This window comes from Chitinophaga sp., assembly GCF_039596155.1.
Lineage (GTDB): Bacteria > Bacteroidota > Bacteroidia > Chitinophagales > Chitinophagaceae > Chitinophaga.
The window spans coordinates 19,557-44,251 of sequence record NZ_JBCNKF010000043.1 but is presented as its reverse complement, the minus strand read 5'-3'; the positions used below and the strand labels follow the sequence as shown (position 1 = coordinate 44,251).

Genomic DNA, 24,695 nt, shown 5'->3' with positions numbered 1-24,695 from the left:
ATGATTTGTGTAGTCCATTTTATACAATGGGGATAGTCCAGGTGGGCGGCGGCATTCAATGCGCCTGTTTGATCTGTGCATGCCTGATCCTACTGAGCGTTTCCCGTGATACTCCCAGGAAAGAGGCGATCATATGCAGCGGTACCCGGTTGATCAGGTCGGGATAGTTGTTAACGAACCCCTGGTATTTCTCTTCTGAAGTGGCACTGATATTACTAAGGATCCTTTCATAGCTGGAATAGAGGCTTTGGGTGATCAGGTCATTGGTATATGCCTGTAAGCCTGGAATTGCTTTAACCAGCGCACTCAACGCTTCATGTGTCCATAATAAAACAACACTGTCTTCCATCACTTCGATATTCAGTTTGGACGCCGTTTGGTTCGCCATACTTTTCGCGTCTGCACACCAACTGCCTTCGGGAGAGAAACGGAGAATATGCTCGGAACCATCGTCTTTGATATAATATGTCTTGAGTAATCCTTCTGCTACAAACATCTTATATAGACAGACCTCTCCTTCCTGCAGCAGGAGTTGTTTCCTGCGTACCTTCCTGACTTGGGCACGCGCATACATTTCCTTTAATTCGGCGGGGGTAAAGGTATGTTGTGCGGTTAATAATGCTTCCAGACGATCAAACATACCCTGAAAGTAATAAAATTGTGTCAAATGACCTTGTTTTGAGCGTCGATCCAGTGTCAATTTTGTGGTATAAAATCAAAACATTTATGCGGGTATTTTTGACCGGCGCTACGGGCTTTATAGGCTCAGCCATTGTAAAGGAATTATTAAAGGCAGGGCATCATCCCATTGGATTGGCACGTACAGATGCCGCTGTGCAGAAACTGGAAGCAGCAGGTGTAGAGATACACAGGGGGGAGCTGGAAGACCTGGATAGTATCAGGCGTGGTGCGGCGAAAGCAGATGCTGTGATACATACGGGGTTTATCCATGACTTTTCCAATTTTAAGAAGTATTGTGAGCTGGACAGAACTGTGATAGCGGCGATGGGGGAAGTGGTGAAAGGGCCGATTGTGGTGGCATCAGGAACGGCATTGATCGCCAGGGGGACAGTGACGACGGAGCAGGATCATCCGCTGGTAAGTACGGATGTGGTGCCGCGTATTGCTACAGAAGAGGCGGTTGCTGCGGTGGTGGCGGGCGGGGGCAATGCCTGCCTGGTAAGACTGACACCGACTGTGCATGGGGAGGGGGATCAGGGATTTATAGCCATGGTCATCGAGGCGGCGAAGACGGGTGGTGCTGCATTCTATATTGGTGAAGGGCAGAGCCGGTGGCCGGCAGTACATCGTAATGATGCTGCGCGGTTGTTTGTGCTGGCAATGGAACAGGCGACGCCGGGGGCTATTTATCATGCAGTGGCAGAGGAAGGGATTACAACGAAAGCGTTGGCAGAGGTGATAGGAAAGCAGTTGCAACTGCCAGTGAAAGGTATTGCTGCGGAAGAGGCAGGGGCTAATATGGGATTTTTGGGTATGATGTGGGCGATGGATCAGCCGAGTTCCAGTAAGTGGACGCGGGAGCGGCTGGGGTGGCAGCCGACGGAGGTAGGATTGATAGCGGATATGGAGTTGAATTATTTTAAATAGCTGCCTTGAAACAGTTAACTCTTTTGTATTGAAAATAAAGGCAAGTCTTTAAGGTTTGCTTTTATTTTCGGGTTGAATTGCAAGCATACTAAGACTTTAGAGGCGTAAAATCAAAATTAAAGATCAGGTCACCAATACTTTTCATTAACTGATTAAAATAAAATAGTTTCATTGAATTTACTTTCTCAATAATGTAGTTATTGAAAGAAGAAGTTATCAGGTGCATTCTAACATGACTATTTTCTTTTTTAAGAGGAGCTAAAAACATATTGTCATTAAGTTCGAACGAAAAATCATCTCTTGTTTTTTCTGAACTTGTAATCATGACGCCGACAAATGTTTTTTCCTGTTCATTTGCTTCATTAACTGAAAGTATTATGAATAAATGTGGCTTATCTGAATCAAAGGAATGATTAAGAAGTAATACATCGCGTTGATTAACGACCATGGAATATTTTGTTCAGTGTATTTGTTGAATGTCCAACAGCAATTTTTGCTTCTTCAGAAGCCTCAGCCATAGGAGTTTTGAGGTTATTCTTTTTAAGTAATCGGAGAAGATTATATGTTACATCTAAAATCTCTTTAGTTATAGTGTGTGTGGTATTCAATTCCTGCAATTTGGTCGCAGATAAATGGTTTTCAAGATAGGCTTCAAAAGCAGATGTTTCTTTTATGATTCCTTCAACATTCAGGATCGCACTACTCAGATCTTTATCCTTTAAATCCGAAACGTTTTCCGATAAATAAACATAAATGCCTTTTGCATTAACTAATTGTCTTGTTAGTGTAACATTGTATTTTTTGATCAAAAAACGGGTTGAAAAAATGGCTCGGGCCAGGAAATAAAAAGACAATATTCTTTTGTATCCCCTTTTACTTTCTTGAAATTGAAAGTCCAAAATTTGATTGAAATCAATAGCAATCATTGATTAAAGTTAGACAAATTTTGTGTTAAACGGACTATTTTAAAATTTATTAACTACCAGTATCTGATATGTGATAAATATTATATCAATATGACAATTGATATATTTATACAAACTAAATCGTTGTATAATTGAAAAGATAGTTTTTTTGTATTGTGCTGGTTTTTAGTTTTTTGTATTGATATAGATGACGGTTTGTTCGCAGTATTATTAAATAAAAAGAAGCCGTCTTTTGTTTTAAAAAGACGGCTTCTTTTTGCCTACGAACCTTATGACCGTTCCCTCTCCATTATGATATTTCCCTTCTTCCAACCCCACTATTTCTTCTCTCAACAGTACTACGTCATAATTCGAAAAATCCTGCCTGATTTCTTCCACTGAGAAAAGCCAGGGTAATGCTGTAGGGCCGCCTACCTGTGCATTGGCTTTGTGATTCTTGCTGAATGCTTCAAAGATGATAGTGCCACCGGGTTTTAAGTAGGTATCCAGTTGTTTGTGTAGGATAGATTTCTTTTCCGGGAGGAAGTGTGCATAGATCAAACCGATCGCATCAAAAGAGGCGGATTCGAATTGAAGGGTTTCGAGATCGCCCACGATGTAGGTAAGATGTGTGTTGCATTCCTGTGCTAATTGCCGGGCTTTGATTGCTCCTTCAGGACTGAGGTCTGTGGAAGTGACCTGCCAACCGGTCGTAGCGGCGTATACACCATTTCTGCCTTCACCATCGGCGGGCATGAGGAGTGTGCCTTTAGGCAATTGATCTATCCATTCTTTGAAGAACAAATTCGGTGATTTGCCGTAGGCGAAATCTGTTTCCCGGTAGCGTTCATCCCACCGGTTTTTGTATTGTTCGTTTGTCATGCGGCAAAGTTAGCCTGCTGCTCTGTTGTCCTGATAGGATAAAAACGGAGTTGAACAGGATTTATTTAAAGTTTTGGCGGAAGGATTCCGGGGTGTGTCCGGTGTGTTTTTTGAAGAAGCGGATAAAGTAAGATACGTCTTCATAGCCCAGCTGCCAGGCGATTTCATTGACAAGGTTCGTGGTGGCGAGAAGTTGGCGTTTGGCTTCGAGAACGATGTGGTCATTAATGAGGGTAGAACAGGTTTTGCCAACAGATGATTTGGTAATAGCGTTGAGTTGATAGGGGGATAGATGGAGTAGTGCCGCGTAGTCAGTTACCTGTTTGTACTTTTTGATGTTGTCAGCGATCAGCTGTTGTAAAGTTGTTAGCTGGTCATTGGCTGCGGTAATGGTTTGTGTACGAATGAGCTGAATGAAAAATATGTGCAATAGAGATTTGATCACTTCTTCATACTTTTCTTTTGGATGCGTGAATTCTTCAAAGATCTGATCGAAGTAGGTGAGCGTGTTTTTTACCTGGTAGTAATTTTGTTGTGCGGCGGCGAGCAAGAGGGGGCTGGGATCAAAGCTTTGGTTAAATTGGACCAGGTAACCGGTACTGCTGGCATGAAGGTGTATTGCATGCACTTGTCCAGGGCGGAGCAGGAAGATGGTATGGTCGGAAATGGTATAGGTGGTGAAGTCGATGGTATGTGTACCTCCCCCTTTCTGTAGTACTAATAAATAGTAGAAGTCATGCCGATGAAGTGATTGCACCATATCCTTACCGGACATGTAAGCGTGGAGATCCCGGATGGAGAAGCTGGTATTTGTCCTGATGGGAATATGTTGCATGGCGTGATAAAGGTACTTATTATGGCGGGATTGTCCATGCACTCATGTGATTTGTCCATGTACAGGTCCGCTTTGATGTTGCAACTTTGCATAAAAAAAATTATGGAATTCACATTAGAGACAGCTTTACAGAAAGTACAGAAAGCAGAAGATGCCTGGAATACGAAAGATCCTGAGCGGGTTAGCCTGGCGTATACAGTGAATACAGAATGGCGGAACCGGCATGAATTTGTCAATGGCCGCGAGGAAGTCGTTGCGTTTTTGAAACGTAAATGGGAGCGGGAGCTGGATTACAGGTTAAAGAAAGAACTGTGGGCATTTACGGGCAACCGGATTGCGGTGAGATTTGAATACGAGTGGCATGATGCACAGGGGCAATGGTTTCGTAGTTATGGCAATGAGAATTGGGAATTTGATGAGAGCGGTCTGATGCAAAGGCGGTTTGCCTGTATTAATGACCTGGCAATTGCAGCTTCGGATCGTAAACTTTTCTAACTTTAGTGCATGTATACTTTAGTTAGTTCGCAGACGGGCAGAATGGCTTTCAGGTTGTCTCGCTTTGACGAGGCAACCTCATTGCATGAAGAACAGGGGTATAACTATTATTCTATCCTGTTGGTGACGAAGGGGCAAGGTCAGTTATATGAATATGCATTCGAGGAGAATGCGTTGATGGCATTGGGGCTGTACCAGTCGTTCCATGTGAAGGGCTCGATGGAGGGGATTTTGATCAATTTTCATCCTGACTTTTTTTGTATTTATCAACATGAGGAGGAAGTGGCATGTAACGGGGTGTTGTTTAATAATATCTATGCGCCGCCTTTGATGCAGTTACAGGCGGGTGAGATGGGTGCCTTACTGAATATTGTAGGGCAGATGGAACAGGAGATGTCCCGGCCGGCTTTGGCGCAATATGAGGTCGTTATGTCATTTTTAAAGATCTTCCTGATACAGGCATCGAGGATGAAATTAGAAAGGCAGCAGGAGCTGGTGACTATTGGTAATGAGCCCTTCATTTTACAGTCACTGAAGGATGCGATAGAGCAGTATTTCAGGAAGGAGCATAGTCCGGGGTATTATGCCGGGTTGTTGAATATTACGCCGAAGGCGTTGAATAAATTAAGTAAGACTCATTTTAATAGAACTTTAGGTAACCTGATTGCGGAAAGGATTATGACGGAGGCCAAGCGGGAGTTGTATATGACGATAAAGCCGGTAAAGCGGATTGCATTTGAGTTGGGATTTAATGATGAGTTTTATTTTAGCAGGTTTTTTAAGAACAATGCGGAGGTATCGCCGGTGATGTATAGAGAGACGGTTGGATGGGCGCATGGTGCGTGAAGGGGGTGGGTGAGCGTGGAGTGGTGTTTGACCTGATGGCGCATGATGGGGGAAGGGGGGTAAGTGTGGAGTGGTGTTTGACCTGATTGACGCATGGTGCGTGAAGGGGGATGGGTGAGCGTGGAGTGGTGTTTGACCTGATGGGCGCATGATGTGGGAACAGGTAAGTGTGGAGGTTGGGGTGGAGCAGCTGGTGTTTGCCCTGATGGGAATGTGTTGCATGGCATGATAAAGTAGTTATTCTGGTGGGGATGCCCCGCATAGATAAATTTTGAGGTGGAATTTGATTATCATTGCATTCAATGAGCCATCTTATTCCCACATATCAACTTGGCCAGCTGACGCGGGATGATGCGCAGGGAGTCTTCTTCCTCGGTCAACAACCAGCCATTCCAAGGATGGCCATTGACCAGCCATACCGTAGTAATTACTATAAACTGGGGGTATGTGTAAAAGGACATGCGGAAGTCATGATCAATCTTGACACTTATACAATCGTCCCCGGTCATCTGATCATCCTTGCTCCTCACGTTATTAAACAATGGAAGTACATGTCCCCGGATTATGAACTGGCGGATATCTTTTTTACCAGGGATTTTATCACTACCAACAATCACGTTAATCCGGATAAGTTCAGCTTCTTCTGGGCGGGTGCCAGAGGGGTTGTAGATTTGCAATCACCGCAATCCATTACAAATTCTATCCTGTTCATCCAGCAGAAATGCCAGGAAGCGCAAACCTATAAAGACGACGTACTCCGCAACCTGATCAATAGTCTGCTTTATGAGATCGCTGCCATTTACACAGCGGCCGCTACGGCTAACCTGAGCAGGGGGCAATTATTGGTGGCGGACTTCAAGCGCCTCGTTAATACTCATTTTATGAAGGAACGTGGTCTGAAGTTCTATGCCGACCAACTCTTTATTACCCCGAAACATCTTACAGAAACCCTGAGAGAAATCACCGGCAGGACGGCTGGTGACTGGATAGCTGAAGCTGTGACGCTGGAGGCAAAAGTGTTATTGCAGAGCCCCTCGCTGAATGTCTCCAAGGTGTCGGACATGTTGCATTTTGCTGATCAGTCTACCTTTGGCAAGTTTTTTAAGAACCAAACAGGGATGTCTCCTGCAGCGTATAAGCAAGGTTCCGACTTTTAACCCAATCTTCCCACCTTTCAGCCCTTACTCGCCTGCCTGTTTTGATAGAACTTTGTTCCTATCAAAAAAACATACTTGACCATGCACATCGTTATCACTGGTTCTCTCGGGAACATTGGCAAGCCATTGACACAGGATTTAGTACAACAGGGACATACTGTGACTGTTATCAGCAGCAATCCCGATAAGCAAAGAGAAATAGCGCAGCTGGGTGCAATAGCTGCTATTGGTAAACTGGAGGATGTTCATTTCCTGACTGCGACATTGCAGGGTAAAGATGCGCTGTTTGCCATGGAGCCCCCTAATTTTGAGGTACCTGATCATAATGAGTACTACAGTACCATCGCCCATAGTTATGTAGCGGCCGCGAAAGTGACGGGTTTACAACGTATCGTTCACCTGAGCAGTTGGGGGGCACATTTGGAAAAGGGAACGGGTTTTATCACCGGGTCTTATCATGCAGAGCAGATCCTTAATACTTTGCAGGGAGTGGCTGTTACACATTTGCGGGCAGGCTCTTTTTATACGAACATGTACAGCTTTGCAGACATGATAAAACATGCGGGATGTATAGGTGCCAACTATGGAGGAGAGGATCGGGTAGTGATGGTACATCCGCGTGATATAGCTACGGTAGCGGCGGAAGAATTGACGAAGCAAGAAAGTGACCGGGTGCGTTATGTAGCCAGTACGGACATTACGGCCAGCGCTGCTGCGAAAGCCATTGGGGCTGCTATTGGCAAGCCTGATCTGCAATGGATCACACTCTCTGATGAAGAGTTGGCAAAGGCTTTGTTAGAAAGGGGAATGCCTGCCAAAATGGTAATTCCTTTGGTAGAACTAGGAGCGGCCATTCACAGTGGTGCCATGCGATCTGATTATGATCTGCATCCGCCCGAGACAATGGGTACAACAACTATTGAAGAATTTGCACAGGAGTTTTCAGTTGTCTATCAAGAGTAGCGGTCAGTATTGGGTATTGGCGCTTCGCTGTACTTTTAGGGCAGTAATTATCAAAAGTAGTGGTCAGTATTAGGTATTGGCGCTTCACTATACTTTTAAGGCAGTAATTATCAAGAGTAGTGGTCAGTATTAGGTATTGGCGCTTCGCTGTACTTTTAAGGCAGTAATTATCAAAAGTAGTGGTCAGTATTAGGTATTGGGGCTTCGCTGTACTTTTAGGGCAGTAATTATCAAAAGTAGCGGTCAGTATTAGGTATTGGCGCTTCGCTGTACTTTTAAGGCAGTAATTATTAAAGAGTAGTGGTCAGTATTAGGTATTGGCGCTTCGCTGTACTTTTAAGGAAGTAATTTAACCAGATAGGATTTCACCGGCTTTTTCCCTCAAAAGAGAAAGGCTGCGGCCATAGTTGATATCCTGTTTTATATGGGGACAGTTCATCGTATAATAAAGATAAAATTATATTTTTATGGTATGAAAGGTTGTCCATTACAGGCTATGCTCAGTTCGGATAAGGACTGTAACCAGAAACTGGGAGTCGCAAAAGACATCCTGGATATGCTAAATGGCAAGTGGAAAATGGAAGTGATCCTCTTGCTGTTGCAATATGACAGTCGTCGTTTTAAGGATTTACAGGCCGAAATACCGGGTGGGGTGTCTGCCAAGGTATTATCTTCCGTGCTGAAAGATCTGGAGGAACATCATATTGTAAAGCGCACGCTCGCTGATGTGACGGTGGCGTATGAACTGACTGAATATGGGCGGTCAATGCGGGAAGTGATATCGAACCTTGTAGAACTGGGTTTAGCACACAGGAAAGAAGTTATTGGAAAATAGGGAGACTGTCTCACATGTGATTGATGCCTGTTTACTGGTAACTGCTAATTTAGCTTGCCTCCTTCCAGTCATCTTCAACTACATGTGAGACAGTCTCCTGTTATATTTTAGAAGCTCCACACGCTATTCTTCTCTTTCAGATAGAAGTCCTTATTCTTATGGTACTTCAGTATGTACTTTTTGCCTGCCTCAGTAGTAAAAGATCTGTTTTCTTTTCCATGATAAGTGTAGGTCGTTTTTTTCATAATTGGATTGTAAGCCATGCTGATCCTTTCGACAATCAGTTCCACTTGTCCGGGATTGACGCTGAAAATTCCTTTGTGAGAAAATTCGTTGTCCATATTCTGACTCACGACACCATGTACAAAGGCGCCGGGTGTTCTTTCGCTGCCATGGAAAGTAATGAAGACTTTATCAGGGTTGGCTGCTGAAAAGGTGTCCAGCTTCTTTTTGTAGTTTCTGTAGTAAATAATTACGTAAAGGATAGCACCGAAGAAGAAAATACCGATTAACAAAAATATCCCATAGTTCTGCATCATATTGTAACAGTTTAAAGGTTTGTTCTAATATCAAAGTTTACCTGTTTGCCATAGTGCTCCAGGTTGGAGGCGAGCATTGAAAAGTCATCTGCATCGAGGGATAGAACAGACCCGTTATGACGTATGAACTTGTAGGTAAATGTGCTGTTGATGTTGTTCCAGCTCATGCTTGCTACGTCTTCCAGTAAGAGTGTTTCCACATCACCTTTGGTATGTACTTCAATTCCTTTTTCGTAGAAGCGGATTTTGTTGTGTCCGATCACATTGATCCTGTCATAGCCATAGTAGCCAGCACCAAGTACGATCAGGCTGGTAACGATTTTCCCGATGATGCCGAGGGATGACCATGCAGAGATGAGATACACTGCGGCGACGAGTGCCACGAGGAAGCTAATAATTGCATACAGGATGCCGAGCCATTTGCTGCTGCGGATTTCGAACAAGAAATTTCCCATGATTACCAGGTTTTTCAGGTGTTAATAAATGGATAAGACCAGACATGATATGTCACCTGCTGGGTTGAGCAGTGTTTTTGTGAACATTGTCTTTAGTTTTTATTTTGTGCTACAAAGTACTTATATCATTTTGAGTGATATCAATATTGTCCCTGGGCAAACGCACTATATAAGTATGCTGAAACACTGATAGATCGGGTTACACATCTTATATTCTCCGGGTTAATTTTTAGTTGTCTGGTTATTGTCCCTGGGTTAACTCCCCTTTTTATTTGATGCTAAAATATTAAATAGTTAATTAAAATAAAAATACGGTGAATAAAAAATTAATAGAGAGGAATTTGAATTGGGATATAGGGTGCAGGCGCTTGAATTTTAGTGTATGTGATGAGGTTGGTGGTGGTTGTTTTGTTTGTTTTGTGGAGAAGGCTTTTTTGTTTATTGGCAATAGGATGTGGTAGGTTGGTTGTCCAGGGGGAATTTTGTTTTCGGTACGGGAGGTGTGAAGGGAGGTATTGTTGGCGTTTTTTGAGGGTTTAGTCGAACAAGCGTCGAAGAAGCGTCGAAGAAGCGTCGAACAACGGTCGAAGAACGGTCGAACAACAGTCGAACAACAGTCGAAGAACGGTCAAGGACGGTCGAACAATAATCGAAAGGCAGTCGAACAACGATCGAACAACAGGTGGGCTTAAGGTGGGATTATTTGGTCATTTTGGACCGAATAAATTCCATTTGTTCGGGGGTAAGCAGGTTTTTATCGAACAGGGTACCATTGGTCCTGGTTGTTTTGAAAAACAGGAGATGCTTCATAACTTTCACTTTGCGTATAGCGGACCATTTCAGTTCGGTTTTGAAGTCTGCGCCCTGAATAAGGATTGTTTCGTCGGTAAAGGTGTATTGTAACGGGGCATATACATATCTCTGTACACCCGGTTTTTTCAGGGTCAGGTAGATCATCAAGGTAGGGAAAATGATGGAAAAAAGGACGTAGTAAAACTCAAAAGAAGGGATACCGGCAGCACCGGTGATGATACGTGACACGAAGTAGACACTAAAGAGGTATAGGAGAATGATAGCAGGTTTTTTATAGAATTGACCGTAAAGGAATTTTATATAGACAGCCGGAGATATATGAGAAGTATGTGTAAAAGACGTCATTAAAAATTATTTTAATAAAGGTAGAGAATTATGGTAAATGAAGAACCTGAATTCTGGGAAAAGAGTTTTACGGAGAAGCAGGAGATGTGGGGTTTTGAGCCTGCGACATCAGCTGTTATGGCAAAGGATTTCTTCCTGGCGCATGGTGTGAAGCGCGTGTTGGTCCCCGGGTTTGGCTATGGGAGGAATGCGCAGGTGCTGCGGGAGAATGGAATCCAGGTAACGGGGATTGAGATTTCGCAGACTGCAATTGGAATGGCGAGAAAGCACTATGGAAATGAGACGACGATCTACCATGGATCAGTGACGGAAATGCCATTTGATCGGGAATTGTATGACGGGATATTTTGTTATGCACTGATTCATTTGCTGGATGGTAATGAACGGGAGAAGTTGATTAAGGACTGTTATGCACAATTGCGTGAAGGCGGTTATATGATATTTACCGTGATCTCTAAAGAGGCGCCCACTTACGGTAAGGGGAGGTATTTGAGTAAGGATAGGTATGAGTTATTTGGCGGGGTGAATATGTATTTTTATGATCGCACGTCTATACAGGCAGAGTTTGGGAATGCCGGCTTATTTGAGGTGACTGAGGTGGTGGAGAATTTTCCCTTTTATTTTATCAAGTGTAAGCGATCATAATTTCTTGCCTCTGATCATACTCAGGAATGCGGGGGTAATGCCCAGGTAGGAAGCGATTTGCCTTTGTGTAATTCTTTGTTCCAGGCCGGGATATTGCCGGCTAAAGCGGGCATAGCGTTCTTCTGCTGTGAGGGATAGATTGGCTGTAATGCGTCGTTGGTACATGGCGAATCCGTTTTGAATCAGGATGCGGAAAAAGCGTTCTACTTTTGGAACGGAGAGATAGAGTTGTTCCAGCTCGTCATATGAAAAGTAATATACTTCAGTATCTTCTATGGCATTGATGCTATAGAAAGCAGGTAGTTGCCCCGAAAAACTGGAGATGTCGGTGATCCACCAGTTTTCAGGGCAGAATAGAATATTGTGATCTTCTCCTTTGCTATCTGTATGAAATAACCTGATACATCCCTGATTGACAAAATAAAAATGCCTGCAGATCTCTCCTTCCCGGAGGAGGTAGGTATTCTTTTTTATTTGCCGGGATTGAAGCTTTGCCAGTACAAGGTCAGTTTCAGCCTGATCTAATGATACGTGCATGGCAAAGTTGGCAAGGAGCCGTTGGTACATGGTTGCTTTTAGTCAAAAGATATTAAAAAAAGCTGACAAGGCGGGTGATCTGGAATTGATCATTGAACTCAAAATAATCCAATCCCTGGCGGGGGCCTTCGGGTAAGGCGACGGTCCAATAGTAACAGCCGCTGTAGTGGTGGAAGACAGGACGCTTGAGGATGTTGAATTGCCGGCCGGGGACCTGGTTAAATGACCATTGGGCAAGGTCAGCGAGTGCGTCTACGCCCTGGATAAGGGCATGGTTGGGATCTGTGTAAGTGCCGTCAGGAGCCCAGCAGGAGGCGAAGCCGGTTTTGTAGGCGTCGAGGTGGGTGGCGTTCCAGGTGTTGACGTATTGCTCTATCATGGTTTCGACTGATGGTGTCATAAGATGGTGTTTTTTGTGAGAGCAAAGGACGGGCATGTGGGAGGGGAAAATGTTTAAGTAGTTGAATGGTTTTGTGGGGAATAATTACGTGAAGGAATGTATGAGGGGAATATTCTGTGCAGAATTGTTAAGGCTGAATTTTGGGCAATTAAGTGTTGCTGCGAGCCAATATTATATAAGATTTAATTTTCCTACCTTTATAGTAACAAAACGCCCCCCTATAATCTCTGTATTATAGGTCTGCTCCTTCTGGGAGCTTTTTTTTTGCTCATATGAAAAAAGTTGTATTCTACGTTGACGGGTTTAATTTCTATCATGGCTTCAAATCATATATAGATTCCAATTCTGAATGGAGGAATTATTACTGGATTGATTTTGTAAACTTATATTCTCATTTCGTTTTTGCACATGATGGTCATGAATTGCATAGCGTGAAATATTTTACTGCTCCCCCATCAAGTACTTCAAAAAGAAGTAAACAAAGTGCATTATTTGGGGCGAATAAAATATTGAATGGAGAAAAGTTTGAAGTTATTAATGGACATTATTCGGATAAATTTATAACCTGTAAGGCAACATGTAAAGAAGAATTTTTCTTACCAGAAGAGAAATGTACAGACGTGAATTTAGCTTTACATATTGTACAGGATTGTATGGCAGAAGTAGTAGATATTGTGGTTTTAGTTACAGCAGACAGCGATCAGCTCTCAACTATTAAGTTGCTCAAGGCAAAATTCCCGAAAGTGAAAGTACGATTATATTTTCCTCCTAATAGAAGATCCAACGAATTAAGAAGTGAAATTAGCCCTGTAGTGTACCTGGAAAATCATGAAGATAAATTTAAAAATGCCGTTATGCCGTTTGAGGTCAGTAATGAGAAAAAGAAGTATACAAGACCGCCGGATTGGAAAAAATAATATGATAACTAATATTTATGAAACCCCCTTTATCCTAATGATTGTTATCGGATTAATAAGTAAATAATTAATGTTTTTTTACTTTAATCTTCACCCCTTGTTTATCGACTTTTACTTTTACAATATCTTCTATTCGAATTTTGCTCAATTCTTCCTCCAGTGATGTATTGATCGCGTAATTATTTATGTAATAAGTGACATTTTTAAATTCCTGTAAGGTCGGTACTGCCTTGCGATAATCTCCTGATTTGGCCGAGAAATACTGCCAGTAATTTTGTCTTACGAAGGAACGTGTTTCAATAATCAATGTGTTCAGTAGATTAGCATCACCTTTTTCAACATATATTATAACATTTATATTGCAGATCTCAGCAGCAGGGATGTCTGGAATATGGCCTGTCTGGAGTTGGCCATCTATGACGACCTGCCTGATTTTATAATGGTTTAAGAACGCAGAATCAGCGATGCTGACAGGGGCCTCTGAGAAATGCGTTTTACGATGGGAGCTGACTACGCTATTGGTTGATAATAGGCTATCTATTATAAGTTGTGTTGTTGTATCTTTTTTTTGAGATGAGTAGTCAGCGTTTTTGGACTGTGTATATGAATACGAGCTACAGCAAAGATGAAAACATAATAAGAGCATTACAAGTTTCATGAAGCGGAACTTTTGTAGGGTTGAAGTTACAACAAAAGATCCTCCAGTCTGCCATGTGCAATACTATAACTTTGATGTACTATAAATTCAAGCCGCAACTGTCTTAATGTATCCTTTATCTCCGCTACAAGTGGCAGCGGATCACCAATATTAATAAACCGCTGATAAATCACCTGGTCATGGCTGCCATAACCCGTGATGATTTCAAGGTCATCTGTCGGTTCGATATTCCCATGAATATTTACCTGGATAATGGTATCGTCTGTTAATTGAAAGAAGTATATATCCCCATCACCGGCATCTTCTTTTGCTTTGAGATATTTCGTGGCGCGTATGGGTAATACGGTCATCTGGTTTTTTTGCAGGAAACTCAAGACTTCCCGGTAATGAAAGTTGATAAAGAAGGTGAGCCATGTACCCATGGCCAGAAAAAAGATGATTCCCTGCCAGGCTTGTGTCATTAAGCCAATCAGAACGCCAAGTAATGGCCAGATAGCTATCCGGCACCAGTTGCGGTGCTGCAGCTTGCTCCTGAAGTAGGCTGCTTCCTGTTCGTTTAATGGCCGTTCGTAAGTCATGTTACATGCATCATCCTGCTTCCATAATTTCGGCTATCGCCTCATGCAGGTCCTGATTTTTGATCCGCTGAATGACCTGCTTATCATACCGCTGATCTTTGCGCCTCAAAGCTATCAAATGCTGTGCATAGTACAAATGTGATTCATATCGCATGTCAGCAAGATGAGCGTCAATTTCATCAATGATTTCAATAGGTAATTTCCCATCCATGTAGAAGCGTGTGAGCAAATCAAGAGCATTGGCCTGGATCCAGTCATATTCACCAAATGCAATTTCCTTCAACATTGGTACTGCTGGCAGACCAATATGGTAAATGACCTCAAAGATGGTATACTGGCAGGCAGATAGCCAGCCGGTGAGCCCCAGTTGTGACTGATCTACGTTTTCGGGAACAGGCAGGTCTGCATGCAAACGGCTGCGGAGTAAAGGGAGGTCTTTCGAAGCGAGTTGGCCGGCGACCGCTTTGGTCTGGTCAAAAAATTTGTCAGGGGATGTGAACATTAAGCCTGCCAGGTGGGGAATGGCACGGTCAATAACTGTATTGTCCATCATAGGAATAGGTAATTTATTGCGATAAATATATAAAAAAATGTAATACTGCGCAAAAATGCTGCGTAGTAGGGTTGGATATTGGGGCATTAAATCCAGAAATATGAACAAATTTGAACGATTAAAAGGGGAATTAGCCCAACATGGAACAGGAAAAATGAAGGCTTTTGGCAGCTCGATGCTACCGATTTTGAAAAGTGGCAGTCAGCTGACCTTTGTGCAAGCCGACAGGTACCAGATTGGGGACATTGTTTTTTGCAAGGTAAAAGGCAGGTATATCGATGCGCATAAGGTCATTAAGACGGATGCTCATAAGGGATACCTGATTGCGAACAATCATGGCCATGAGAATGGATGGACGCGGATCGTGTATGGAAAAGTGGTGCTGGGAGAGTATCAGCACCAGGTGATTTATAGAAATGAGGAATGATTACTTACAAAAGTCTTCCAACAGCTTAACTACGACTACCGGCTGTTCTTCGGGTATATAATGCCCACAGCCCGGTATCACGATCACCGCTCCTTCGTCAGACAATGCTTCCGCCACTGCCCGCATTCCTTCGCCCACTGCATACTCCCCTCCTACAGCCATTACCGGTACCTTCAACTTCCTCAATTGCTGCCTGTTCTGCTCCGCACTCAAACTAAATGCCCTGTAATAATTAAATCCCGCCGTTAACCGCTCCTTCCCCTTGTACGCTTCGTAATACACCTCGCTGTCAACACTCCCTTTTACAAATGCCTTGTGGGTAAAATACCAGTTGAGGTATTCCCGCTCCTTGCCAACTACCAGCATCTCCGGCATCTCCGCTACCGCATGAAAGTAAAACTGCCATATCTTTCCTGCGTTCTCCGGTTGAAACAACTGCGGTGACATTAAACCCGGAATTCCTGCATCCATTACTGTCAGTGACAGGCATACTGATTCATACTGTAATGCAAATGCCACTGCCACCCAGCCACCAATATCATGACCCACTATATGACACTGCTGCACCCCCTGCTCATCAAGATATGCCTTCATTAATTGCGCAACGTGTGCTGTATCATATTGCTCCGCAAAAGGGCTCTTCCCCATCCCCGGCAGATCAGGTGCCAGTATACGGTATTGTGTAGAAAGCGCAGGGATCACATGCCGCCAGATATGCGCTGTCTGCGGCCACCCATGTAATAAAAGAATCGTATCCATATGGCAAATGTAACAGGATCACTGAAATGGCAGGAAGACAAAGATCCTGCAATTCCTGCCAAACTACTACCTTTGCCAGGTGAAGCACGTTGTCTTACTCATCACCCACGATTCTACCCTGCTTGACTTTGCCGGGCCATTGGAAGTATTTACCAAAGCCATCGACAAAGCGGGTCCCGTTTACCAGACGCATATCGTGTCGCTGGAAGAAACGACTCAGATCCGGACTTCTTCTGGTATGCAAATTACCTGCGCTGCCAACTATGCCGCGTTTTCGCTTCCTATTGATACGCTTATTATTGCCGGTTTGCCCAAAGATCTGCCCCGGCATATTCATCCTAAAGCAATTGCCTGGATTCGACAACAAGCCCCACAGGTCAGACGAATCTGTTCGGTCTGCTCCGGCGCTTTCATCCTGGCAGAAGCAGGTTTATTAGATGGCAGAAAAGCGACGACACACTGGAGTTTATGTGAAAGACTGGCCACTGCATACCCGGACATTACTGTGGATGTAGCACCTATTTTTGTGAAAGATGGTAATGTGTATACCTCTGCTGGTATCACCACGGGCATGGACCTGGCGCTGGCACTACTGGAGGAAGATATGGGCAAACGCTTTGCTTTGGAAATCGCCAGGCAAATGGTGCTTTTCCTGAAAAGGCCCGGCAACCAGGCACAATATAGTTCAGTGCTTGCTGCGCAGGCGATCGATCATGCACCGGTACAGGAAGCGGTGGACTGGATCATGGCACATTTGCAGGAAGAGATTACTGTAGAAGCACTGGCTGAAAAAGTGTTGATGAGTCCAAGGAATTTTGCCCGGGTATTTGTCAAAGAAATGAATATTACTCCTGTGAAGTTTATAGAGAAAATGAGAGTGGAAACAGCTTGCAGGAGCTTGACGGAGCAGCACCTTACACAGGAAGAGATTGCCGCTGCATGCGGGTTTAAAAATGCGGAGAATATGCGCAGGGTGTTTCTGAAGATATTTGATGTGACACCGTCTGAATACAGAAAACGTTTTCAGACGGCGCTATAATTTTTATACTTCATCTTTCTTAATCCACTTACCTACTGCTGGTGGTACATAATTCTTCATTTTACCCAGCAGTGTGTCGATATCATCACTTATTAAAATCATCTCCTGGTTTACTTCTTTTAAGAATCCATTATCCACCATTGTTTGTACCAATGTGATCATCGCATCATAATACCCGTTTGTGTTCAGGATACCAATTGGTTTTTTGTGCAGACCTAACTGCGCCCAGGTGAGCATTTCAAAAAACTCTTCCATGGTACCATATCCTCCCGGCAATGTAATGACCCCTTCGCATAGTTCATTCATTTTCATCTTACGGGTATGCATACTGTCTACAATCAATAGTTCTGTCAACCCGGTATGCGCAATTTCTTTTGATCGGAGAAAGTCGGGAATTACGCCCGTCACTACACCTCCGGCTGACAATGCACCGTCTGCGACTGCCCCCATGAGGCCTACTTTGGCACCGCCATATACAAGCCCGATATTATTTTCTCCAAGTGTTTTACCTAGCTGAAATGCCTGTTCCATGAAGATACTTTCTGTACCAGTGCTGGATCCACAAAAGACGGTTATACTTTTCATTTCCTGATGGGTTTGATGGGGCAAAGGTACTAGGATTTGTTGTAACTTAATTGCATTAAAACGCACAACATATGTCCGGCAGGATCGTTATTGTAGGCTACCAGCCTAAACCCGGCAAGGAGGAAGCACTTGATGTACTCACCCGCAAACATTACGATTTATTAAACGAAGCAGGATTGGTTTCAGCAAGAACACCTATTATCATGAAAGCAAAAAATGGTACTGTGATAGAAGTGTTTGAATGGAAATCTGCCGCGGCGATTGAACAGGCACATACGCATCCCGTGGTATTGAAATTATGGGAAGAATATGCAGCAGTCTGCGATTACGTACCCGTAGGCGGACTGGCAGAGATGGGAAATTTGTTTTCAGAGTTTACGCCATTTGAATAATCCGGATGATGGCATAGTTTCTGCGCATATATAGTATAGGACTGGGTTTACTGAAATTAGTAATAATCTTTACTACTATGCAACGCTTCTTTTTTATTGCCACCATTATCTTTTATTTACCAACATTTGCTCAGACTTCGCCACAACTCTTCCAGGTCACCACAGCGGCAACTGCACCGGGTCAAACCGTATTAATCAGGGGGGAAGGCATTGACCAGATTGCCACCATTGAGATCGGGCGGCTTGCAGATGAACGTGTTGACAACACGTCCCCGCGCTATGTCCCTTTGCCTGAAGCGGATCATTTACCAGATCAGAAAGGCAGTAAAATTTCCCCAGGCGAAAGAATGATAGCTGTGGATAAAGTACAGCAAAATGAAAAGTCTGTAAAGGTAATTATACCGGATAATTTCCGGCAGGGTGTGTATAGTGTGCGGCTGACAGATAATAGTGGGAATATCAGTGGATTTTATGTCAATGTTCCCATTGTTAACTGGGTGATCAGTGATGATGGGTATAACGCCGCTGCTGCAGGAGATGTATTGCGTATACAGGGAAAGAACCTGTTTCGCAACGGGATGAATGGACAAGTGGTGTTAGCCAATGGAGGAAAGGCGATAAGATTAAAAATAGATAGCGTTTACGATGATTACTCTGTGCGCGTTACTATTCCCGCTGCTATTCCGCAAGGGACCTATCAATTGTACTATCATAACGGATCAGGCGGAAAAACTGCCTGGAGTATGCCGCTCAGCGTTCATATCGTGGCGAAAGAAATGTGGAAGACCCAGGCATACAATGTAAAAACATACGGTGCCAAAGGCGATGGCTCACAGGATGATACCGAAGCGTTTAAAAAAGCGCTGGATGCTGCCCGCGATGGAGGTATTGTACGTGTACCTGCCGGCAATTATATTTTATCGGATGGACTTGTCATTCCTGCTGGCGTGATGATAAAGGGACAAAGAGGGGCGGTTTTAAATTTTACCCCTGTTGCAGTATCTGCGCTCATTACCGGCACCGATCATTTCGGGTTGACGGACCTGGCTATCCAGGCAACCCGCGCATTTGGCATTATCATGAATACCGGCCAAGGACATGTTGTGTTAGAAAGACTTGTCGTGCAGCAGGACATTGGTGATGCCCTTGCAGACCTGGATAGCAAGTGGGCTAAAACAGGTATACAGTTAAAAGGCCCGGGTATCCGCGTGAGAGATTGTGTGTTCAAATCGGCTGGTATGTTCTCCTTTGTCGGTGTGAGCGGATTTATACAGCGATGCCGTTTTGAAAAGACGGGTGGCAGTGTGAAGACGTATATGAATATTCATCCTCAGGGTCTCATTTTCGAGGACTGTTATAAACAAACGAATGGTTTTGGATATGGTGCAACTATCCAGGAGAGCTATGATCTGTACGAGGCTAGAAATGTTACACCTTTCAACTATATTAATGACAGGGAGGTGATGACACTGGATGGAGGGAGTGGTGGTTATTATGGAAAAGTAAGTAGTGCGAGTGGTAACAGCATTGCGCTGGCTACGGACGGTAAGACTTTTCAGTGGGCGGCTAATAAATGGATCGGGGGAGGGCTGTTTATTATTGATGGTAAAGGCGCAGGACAGTTCAGGCGGATAGTGAGTCACACAGTAGATCGAATAGAACTGGATGAACCTTTCCTTGTTGTGCCGGATGCCAGTTCTGTCATTAGTATTACAACGATCAGGGAACATCTATATTTTGTGAATAACACGGCGATGGATGCCGGTGCTTACCAGTTATACGGCTCTGCCCAGAACTGTGTGATTGCAGGATTAAAAATGCAACGCAGTGCAGGGATTATCGGCAAAGGGTCGTATGTGAATTATGGCAGGCAACCTAACTGGTATATTGATATCGTGGATTGCCAGTTGAGCGATGGTACTTACACCCCGCAATTAGATCAGAAAGATAAATTCCGCGGAGATCAGCAAATTAACATTATTGGCTCAGGGTGCCCCGGGTTGAACATCGGTTCTTTGGTGAGGGGGAATGTGCTGACAGGAAAAAGCTATATACGGGTATCTCCCGGTGGGGAATTGAACGATGTGCAGGATGCAATTATTGAGAGCAATAAGGTGAGTGGGGCAAAGAATGGGTTGGCAATTTACGGGGTAGGTGGAGTGGTGAATAATTTATTTATTCATGATAATCAATTCGGTACGATGGATATTTTCAAAGCTTTGCGTGCGGAGGGATACCAGGTGAGGTAATCCGGGTAATTTAATTAATTTTACATATGTGAAATTATCCCTATGAAATTATCCTACATAACTGTTTGCATAACACTGTCAGGCATCCTCTGTTCTTTATCGATTGGTTGTAAGAAATCCGGAGAGCTGCCACCTGAGAAAAACTATTCACTCGTGGATAGTGTCTTTACCTCCGGTACGCCTGAAGGCTCTACCGCTACCGGTGCGGATCCCAATGACCAGGTAGAGAATGTTACTTTTACCAGCACGGTTGCCGTTCATTTCGGTATGACTGTGGATATTACCAACCCGCTCGATGGCAAGGGGGTGAGTATCACAGAGAATGGAGATGATGTAACGATCACCTCTTCGGTAGCAGGCGTGCAATATGATCTATCTGGTTTCACGCCTGACGGGGCTGTGAAAATCTACAGCGATTATGATTATAAGGTTATTTTGAATGGTGTGAGCATTGCTAATAGTGATGGTCCTGCGCTGAACCTGCAATCGATAAAGCGTGCATTTATAGTATTTACCTATGGCACGCAGAGTGTATTGAAAGACGGTGCTGGTTATCTTGCAAGTACAGAAGAGCAGAAAGGTGCCTTCTTTGCAAGGGGGCCGATGATCTTTAGCGGGCAAGGTGTGCTGAGTGTATCTGGTGCTTATAACCATGCGATCTGTTCTGACCAGCTGGTACGTGTTCGTTCGGGAAATTTATATACAAATGCGGTCAACGATGGTATACATGCTACCAGTATTATTGTAGATGGTGGGTATGTAAAAGTAGGTAGCAGTGCAAATGGGATGATGGCAGAGGGCGGGCCGGTTATTGTGAACAATGGCTCCCTTGAGCTGGATGTGAATAAGTTTGGATTAGCTACCAGGGCTGTTGAGGGGACTGATGCTTATATCAATATCAATGGTGGCAAAGTAGCTATCAGATCTGCTTTGGGAAAAGCACTGTATAGTGCGGGAGATCTGACAATTAACAAAGGAAATGTAGATGCGAATATTACCGGGTATACCTTGACGGATGAAAATTACGGGGTGAGTGCAAAGAAGAGTATTTACATTAATGGCGGGTACGTAGGTTGTAAGGGGTATAATGGTTTGTATACGGGCGGGAACCTGACGATTACAGGGGGCGCTTTGATTGCCTATTCCATTGGTAACATTTCTTCTGGGATTGCCTGTCCTGCTGGAACATTTAAGATCACCGGTGGTAATATTCTGGGTGCGGGTGTGACGACCAGCGTACCTGATGCGAGTGTGTCTACAATTAATGCATTGATACTTGGGGGAACAAAGAAGGTGATGTATGTGGGACGTATCAACAATGGTAGAGAAATCATGACTTTCCAACCGGCGGAATTTTATTATACGGTGCTGTATGCATCTTCCAAGGTAGTTACAGATGCGCAGTGCGATGTGTTCAGGGGAGGTTCAGTATATGGTAACCTGGGGAGTGATACGGTGGCAACTACTTATGGCAATATTGGTGGATTGTATAAAACCGGTTTGTATATCAGTGAAGATAGAATAGCAGATACATCGTTTAAAGTCACCAGCAGGATAACACTGGCTGGCGGATTGACGAAATAAAGCATTGCGGAGGTTGTCTGAAAAGTAAGCTGAAAGTGGGGAAACTTTGTGCATTCAGTTGTCCGGCTAATACCGGGGAATTTACTTTTTGACAACCTCTTTTTATTTTTATTTGTGCAAGTAAATGCTTGCGCTTATATTTGCAAGCAAATGCTTGCTTATTTATGGAGGCCAGGAGAGACGTATTTCAGGCTATAGCAGACCCTACCAGGCGGGAGATTATACACCTGGTTGCCCACGAGCCCCGGCATCTCAATGCTATTGCGGCGAACTTTGACATGACCAGGCAAGCTATTTCCCTGCATATAAAGATATTAGAAGAGTGTGGTCTGATTGAGATCAGGCAACAAGGCAGGGAGCGGATCTGTGCTGCCCGGCTGGAGAAATTACAGGAAGTACAGGATTGGATTCGTCAGTATGAATCGTTCTGGCAACACAAAATGCAGGCGCTTAAAAACTTTCTTGAAGACAATTCATCACCCCGTAAATCCAAAAAGAAATGAGTAATCAAGTTGTTGTAATTGAAGAGACATTCAATGCGCCAGTGGAGAAAGTATGGCAGGCACTGACTGATAAGGACAAGATGAAGCAGTGGTATTTCAAGCTGGATGATTTCAAAGCGGAGAAGGGATTTAAATTCAGTTTTCCGGGACAGGGACGGAAAGGAGAGCAATACATTCATTTGTGCGAGGTGACCATCGTCAAGCCGATGAAGCAATTGCAGTATAGCTGGCAATATAAGGATTATGAAGGTTATTCCACGGTTACATTTGAGTTGTTTGCGGAAGGAGACAAAACAAGATTGAAGCTTACACATGAAGGACTGGATAGTTTCCCGGCGCATCCGGATTTTGCTGTAGACAGTTTCAGAGGTGGATGGACACATCTGATGACGATTTCATTGAAGGAGTATTTGGCGAAGGAGAACTAACGGGGATGAGATGGCTGAGGGTAATGCTTTTGAGGCTGAAAGTGGGCTTTCACGTTACGCGAAAGCCCGCTTTTTACCTGTGGCAGGAGGTGTTGAATTCTATGTTTTTACATGACTATTTTGAAATACGATATAGCAATGTTGTGAGCTCCTGCCTGTGGCCGGTGGTGATAAAATTCCATTTTTTTGCACAGCTATTTTGAAATACGATATAGCAATGCTGTGAGTTCTTTTGGCATGGTAATCATTGCATCATGCCCTGTCGGCAACTCGTAATAGCTCCACTCCTTACTTGCCCTGGCCTGATCGCCGAATACTTTCAGCTGTGGCATCTGTGGTTGAGTGCAGGCTATATAGGTAAGCGGTAAATGATTCCCATATACATGTTCCAGGTGTAATACCTGGTCAAAGCTCCGGAATGGTTGCGGTGTCAGTCGCTCACTCACCCACTTTACCTGTGCGGGATCTGTCACGCCAAATACCTCTGGTGGCCATACGGGTACTGACAATCCATGTGTGGCTGCTGTGGAGGCTCTTACATTATCAGAAAGATGAGCAGGTTGTGAGGTGAGTGTACTCTTCCCGTTTTCAATCAGCATTGCATCTAAGAAGATGAGTTTTTTCAGCCGGTTGGGAATGCGGTCAGCCACTCCTGCAATGACTGCACCTGCATAACTATGCCCTACTAATATGACATCGTGCAAATCCTGCATGGTAATAAAGTTGACAATATCCTGGATATGCGTGTCAAGGTTAATGTTTGTATTGAGTACATGGCGATGTTCTCCCAGTCCGCTTAAGGTAGGGGTATATACAGTGGCGCCTTTTGCCTGCAATGCCTGACTTACTTCTTTCCAGCACCAGCCACCATGCCATGCCCCGTGTACCAGTACGAAGGTTTGGGCATGCGTCCACCCGGCCACTGCCAGTGATAGCAGTAGGCAACAGAAAAATTTCCATTTCATTTTTGTGATATTTTTGTACTTCAAAAGTAGATGTAGTCGGTGGGGTATTCAATAACTCACCCCAAAGTGAGTCGTTTCATGAATAATTGAATAATGGCAACAAAAATTAAAGATAGCTCCATGAATGCGCATAATCTCCGGGTACTGGCAGACCATTGCCAGGTGTCAGAGGTGTTGGAGTTGATCAGCCCGAGGTGGAAAATGCAGGTACTGTTTTGTATCTCCCAGGAGGTGTACCAGTTCAGTCAGCTGAAGAAGGTGTTCCCGACTATTTCTGACCAGGTTCTGGCCCGCAGGTTAGGAGAGATTGTGGCAGAAGGGCTGGCGGTGAAGTTCCAGGTGCCGGATACGATGCCGTGCCAGGTGAAATACGCGGTAACGAAGAAAGGGGCCGCGCTGCTGGAGATTGTGCAGTCGTTGCATCAGTGGGGGCAGATGGACTGGGAGTAGGGATGTATCCTGAAAAGGCGGCTGTGTTGGAGTTGCATTGATGGGGACGAAGGGACTGGAGGTAGGTGCTTTGAAAATGCGGTTGTGTTGGAGATTGTGCAGTCGGTGCATCGGTGGGGAAATGGACTGTAGGTAGGGAAACCTTGAAAAAGAGTCCACGCTGGAGATTTTGCAATCCTTGCATCCATAGTGGCAAATGGACTGGAGGTAGGTAGGTGCTTTGAAAAAAGCGACCTTTATCATTGCGCAACGCCTGCCAGTAAAAAGCCTGTAAACCCTTTGAATGAGCCTGTTGCCGGCCCGAATAGCCAACTTTATATATTTCCCTGAAAATTTCCACTTTCATTT

General features: G+C 44.1%; 31 protein-coding genes. 16 read left to right on the top strand and 15 right to left on the bottom strand.

The window, feature by feature from the left end:
• Positions 1-55: 55 nt before the first annotated feature.
• Positions 56-667, bottom strand: a complete 612-nt coding sequence (locus ABDW33_RS28870; protein ID WP_343693566.1) for a Crp/Fnr family transcriptional regulator — start codon at positions 665-667, stop codon at positions 56-58.
• A gap of 59 nt (positions 668-726) precedes the next feature.
• Between ABDW33_RS28870 and ABDW33_RS28865 the strand changes: the two genes are divergently transcribed.
• A complete protein-coding gene (locus ABDW33_RS28865) occupies positions 727-1,608 on the top strand; it encodes an SDR family oxidoreductase (RefSeq protein ID WP_343693565.1) in 882 nt (293 codons plus the stop codon).
• A gap of 437 nt (positions 1,609-2,045) precedes the next feature.
• Here the strand turns inward: ABDW33_RS28865 and ABDW33_RS28860 are convergent, their stop codons facing one another.
• From ABDW33_RS28860 to ABDW33_RS28850, 3 genes are all read right to left on the bottom strand, one after another.
• Positions 2,046-2,534: a hypothetical protein gene (locus tag ABDW33_RS28860; RefSeq protein ID WP_343693564.1), complete on the bottom strand. Its 489-nt coding sequence runs from the start codon at positions 2,532-2,534 to the stop codon at positions 2,046-2,048.
• A gap of 237 nt (positions 2,535-2,771) precedes the next feature.
• Positions 2,772-3,395: a methyltransferase domain-containing protein gene (locus tag ABDW33_RS28855; protein WP_343693563.1), complete on the bottom strand. Its 624-nt coding sequence runs from the start codon at positions 3,393-3,395 to the stop codon at positions 2,772-2,774.
• A 61-nt stretch (positions 3,396-3,456) separates the two neighbouring features.
• On the bottom strand, positions 3,457-4,230 hold the full coding sequence (locus ABDW33_RS28850; RefSeq protein ID WP_343693562.1) for a helix-turn-helix transcriptional regulator: 774 nt from the start codon (positions 4,228-4,230) through the stop codon (positions 3,457-3,459).
• A gap of 102 nt (positions 4,231-4,332) precedes the next feature.
• Here ABDW33_RS28850 and ABDW33_RS28845 point away from each other — a divergent pair, with 102 nt between their 5' ends.
• From ABDW33_RS28845 to ABDW33_RS28825, 5 genes are all read left to right on the top strand, one after another.
• Positions 4,333-4,725 carry a nuclear transport factor 2 family protein gene (locus ABDW33_RS28845; protein ID WP_343693561.1) on the top strand — a complete coding sequence of 131 codons (393 nt, stop codon included), beginning with the start codon at positions 4,333-4,335 and terminating at the stop codon, positions 4,723-4,725.
• Positions 4,726-4,734: 9 nt separating this feature from the next.
• Complete coding sequence (locus ABDW33_RS28840; RefSeq protein ID WP_343693560.1) at positions 4,735-5,571, top strand: helix-turn-helix transcriptional regulator; 837 nt, start codon at positions 4,735-4,737, stop codon at positions 5,569-5,571.
• A gap of 302 nt (positions 5,572-5,873) precedes the next feature.
• On the top strand, positions 5,874-6,728 hold the full coding sequence (locus ABDW33_RS28835; protein ID WP_343693559.1) for an AraC family transcriptional regulator: 855 nt from the start codon (positions 5,874-5,876) through the stop codon (positions 6,726-6,728).
• A gap of 81 nt (positions 6,729-6,809) precedes the next feature.
• Positions 6,810-7,691, top strand: coding sequence for an NAD(P)H-binding protein (locus tag ABDW33_RS28830; RefSeq protein ID WP_343693558.1), 882 nt, complete (start codon positions 6,810-6,812; stop codon positions 7,689-7,691).
• Positions 7,692-8,163: 472 nt separating this feature from the next.
• Positions 8,164-8,526 carry a helix-turn-helix domain-containing protein gene (locus ABDW33_RS28825; RefSeq protein ID WP_343693557.1) on the top strand — a complete coding sequence of 121 codons (363 nt, stop codon included), beginning with the start codon at positions 8,164-8,166 and terminating at the stop codon, positions 8,524-8,526.
• A 107-nt stretch (positions 8,527-8,633) separates the two neighbouring features.
• Here ABDW33_RS28825 and ABDW33_RS28820 read toward each other — a convergent pair whose 3' ends face one another.
• From ABDW33_RS28820 to ABDW33_RS28810, 3 genes are all read right to left on the bottom strand, one after another.
• Positions 8,634-9,065 carry a hypothetical protein gene (locus tag ABDW33_RS28820; protein WP_343693556.1) on the bottom strand — a complete coding sequence of 144 codons (432 nt, stop codon included), beginning with the start codon at positions 9,063-9,065 and terminating at the stop codon, positions 8,634-8,636.
• A gap of 11 nt (positions 9,066-9,076) precedes the next feature.
• A complete protein-coding gene (locus ABDW33_RS28815; RefSeq protein ID WP_343693555.1) occupies positions 9,077-9,520 on the bottom strand; it encodes a hypothetical protein in 444 nt (147 codons plus the stop codon).
• Between the two features lie 699 nt (positions 9,521-10,219).
• Entirely contained in the window at positions 10,220-10,678 is a 459-nt protein-coding gene (locus ABDW33_RS28810; protein ID WP_343693554.1) for a YcxB family protein, read from the bottom strand.
• A gap of 30 nt (positions 10,679-10,708) precedes the next feature.
• On the opposite strand from ABDW33_RS28810, the gene ABDW33_RS28805 reads away from it, so the two are divergent.
• The gene (locus ABDW33_RS28805) at positions 10,709-11,323 is read left to right on the top strand and encodes a class I SAM-dependent methyltransferase (protein WP_343693553.1); all 615 of its coding nucleotides are present in this window, start codon (positions 10,709-10,711) and stop codon (positions 11,321-11,323) included.
• Here ABDW33_RS28805 and ABDW33_RS28800 read toward each other — a convergent pair.
• A complete protein-coding gene (locus ABDW33_RS28800; protein WP_343693552.1) occupies positions 11,318-11,890 on the bottom strand; it encodes a Crp/Fnr family transcriptional regulator in 573 nt (190 codons plus the stop codon). The genes ABDW33_RS28805 and ABDW33_RS28800 overlap by 6 nt on opposite strands.
• A gap of 22 nt (positions 11,891-11,912) precedes the next feature.
• Positions 11,913-12,260 carry a nuclear transport factor 2 family protein gene (locus ABDW33_RS28795; protein ID WP_343693551.1) on the bottom strand — a complete coding sequence of 116 codons (348 nt, stop codon included), beginning with the start codon at positions 12,258-12,260 and terminating at the stop codon, positions 11,913-11,915.
• Between the two features lie 272 nt (positions 12,261-12,532).
• On the opposite strand from ABDW33_RS28795, the gene ABDW33_RS28790 reads away from it, so the two are divergent.
• The gene (locus tag ABDW33_RS28790; protein ID WP_343693550.1) at positions 12,533-13,177 is read left to right on the top strand and encodes an NYN domain-containing protein; all 645 of its coding nucleotides are present in this window, start codon (positions 12,533-12,535) and stop codon (positions 13,175-13,177) included.
• Between the two features lie 67 nt (positions 13,178-13,244).
• On the opposite strand, the gene ABDW33_RS28785 is transcribed toward ABDW33_RS28790, so the two are convergent.
• The 3 genes from ABDW33_RS28785 to ABDW33_RS28775 are packed head-to-tail and all read right to left on the bottom strand — an operon-like array spanning position 13,245 to position 14,966.
• Positions 13,245-13,835 (bottom strand): hypothetical protein, encoded by a 591-nt coding sequence (locus ABDW33_RS28785; protein ID WP_343693549.1) that lies wholly within the window; start codon positions 13,833-13,835, stop codon positions 13,245-13,247.
• A gap of 26 nt (positions 13,836-13,861) precedes the next feature.
• Entirely contained in the window at positions 13,862-14,413 is a 552-nt protein-coding gene (locus ABDW33_RS28780) for a hypothetical protein (protein WP_343693548.1), read from the bottom strand.
• A gap of 10 nt (positions 14,414-14,423) precedes the next feature.
• Positions 14,424-14,966: a hypothetical protein gene (locus ABDW33_RS28775; RefSeq protein ID WP_343693547.1), complete on the bottom strand. Its 543-nt coding sequence runs from the start codon at positions 14,964-14,966 to the stop codon at positions 14,424-14,426.
• A 55-nt stretch (positions 14,967-15,021) separates the two neighbouring features.
• Here ABDW33_RS28775 and ABDW33_RS28770 point away from each other — a divergent pair, with 55 nt between their 5' ends.
• Positions 15,022-15,393: a S24/S26 family peptidase gene (locus tag ABDW33_RS28770; protein ID WP_343693546.1), complete on the top strand. Its 372-nt coding sequence runs from the start codon at positions 15,022-15,024 to the stop codon at positions 15,391-15,393.
• Here the strand turns inward: ABDW33_RS28770 and ABDW33_RS28765 are convergent, their stop codons facing one another.
• The gene (locus tag ABDW33_RS28765; protein ID WP_343693545.1) at positions 15,394-16,152 is read right to left on the bottom strand and encodes an alpha/beta hydrolase; all 759 of its coding nucleotides are present in this window, start codon (positions 16,150-16,152) and stop codon (positions 15,394-15,396) included.
• A gap of 79 nt (positions 16,153-16,231) precedes the next feature.
• On the opposite strand from ABDW33_RS28765, the gene ABDW33_RS28760 reads away from it, so the two are divergent.
• A complete protein-coding gene (locus ABDW33_RS28760) occupies positions 16,232-17,191 on the top strand; it encodes a GlxA family transcriptional regulator (protein WP_343693544.1) in 960 nt (319 codons plus the stop codon).
• Between the two features lie 3 nt (positions 17,192-17,194).
• On the opposite strand, the gene ABDW33_RS28755 is transcribed toward ABDW33_RS28760, so the two are convergent.
• Positions 17,195-17,776, bottom strand: coding sequence for a TIGR00730 family Rossman fold protein (locus ABDW33_RS28755; RefSeq protein WP_343693543.1), 582 nt, complete (start codon positions 17,774-17,776; stop codon positions 17,195-17,197).
• Positions 17,777-17,847: 71 nt separating this feature from the next.
• On the opposite strand from ABDW33_RS28755, the gene ABDW33_RS28750 reads away from it, so the two are divergent.
• The 5 genes from ABDW33_RS28750 (at position 17,848) to ABDW33_RS28730 (ending at position 22,932) form a co-directional block, all read left to right on the top strand.
• Positions 17,848-18,168: a hypothetical protein gene (locus ABDW33_RS28750; protein WP_343693542.1), complete on the top strand. Its 321-nt coding sequence runs from the start codon at positions 17,848-17,850 to the stop codon at positions 18,166-18,168.
• Positions 18,169-18,245: 77 nt separating this feature from the next.
• Entirely contained in the window at positions 18,246-20,417 is a 2,172-nt protein-coding gene (locus ABDW33_RS28745; protein ID WP_343693541.1) for a glycosyl hydrolase family 28-related protein, read from the top strand.
• A gap of 42 nt (positions 20,418-20,459) precedes the next feature.
• The gene (locus tag ABDW33_RS28740) at positions 20,460-22,001 is read left to right on the top strand and encodes a carbohydrate-binding domain-containing protein (RefSeq protein ID WP_343693540.1); all 1,542 of its coding nucleotides are present in this window, start codon (positions 20,460-20,462) and stop codon (positions 21,999-22,001) included.
• Between the two features lie 164 nt (positions 22,002-22,165).
• A complete protein-coding gene (locus ABDW33_RS28735) occupies positions 22,166-22,504 on the top strand; it encodes a metalloregulator ArsR/SmtB family transcription factor (RefSeq protein ID WP_343693539.1) in 339 nt (112 codons plus the stop codon).
• Entirely contained in the window at positions 22,501-22,932 is a 432-nt protein-coding gene (locus tag ABDW33_RS28730; protein WP_343693538.1) for an SRPBCC domain-containing protein, read from the top strand. Before ABDW33_RS28735 ends, ABDW33_RS28730 begins: the two co-directional genes overlap by 4 nt.
• 194 nt (positions 22,933-23,126) lie before the next feature.
• On the opposite strand, the gene ABDW33_RS28725 is transcribed toward ABDW33_RS28730, so the two are convergent.
• Positions 23,127-23,897, bottom strand: a complete 771-nt coding sequence (locus ABDW33_RS28725) for an alpha/beta fold hydrolase (protein ID WP_343693537.1) — start codon at positions 23,895-23,897, stop codon at positions 23,127-23,129.
• A gap of 93 nt (positions 23,898-23,990) precedes the next feature.
• On the opposite strand from ABDW33_RS28725, the gene ABDW33_RS28720 reads away from it, so the two are divergent.
• Entirely contained in the window at positions 23,991-24,347 is a 357-nt protein-coding gene (locus ABDW33_RS28720) for a helix-turn-helix domain-containing protein (protein WP_343693536.1), read from the top strand.
• Positions 24,348-24,695: the final 348 nt, after the last annotated feature.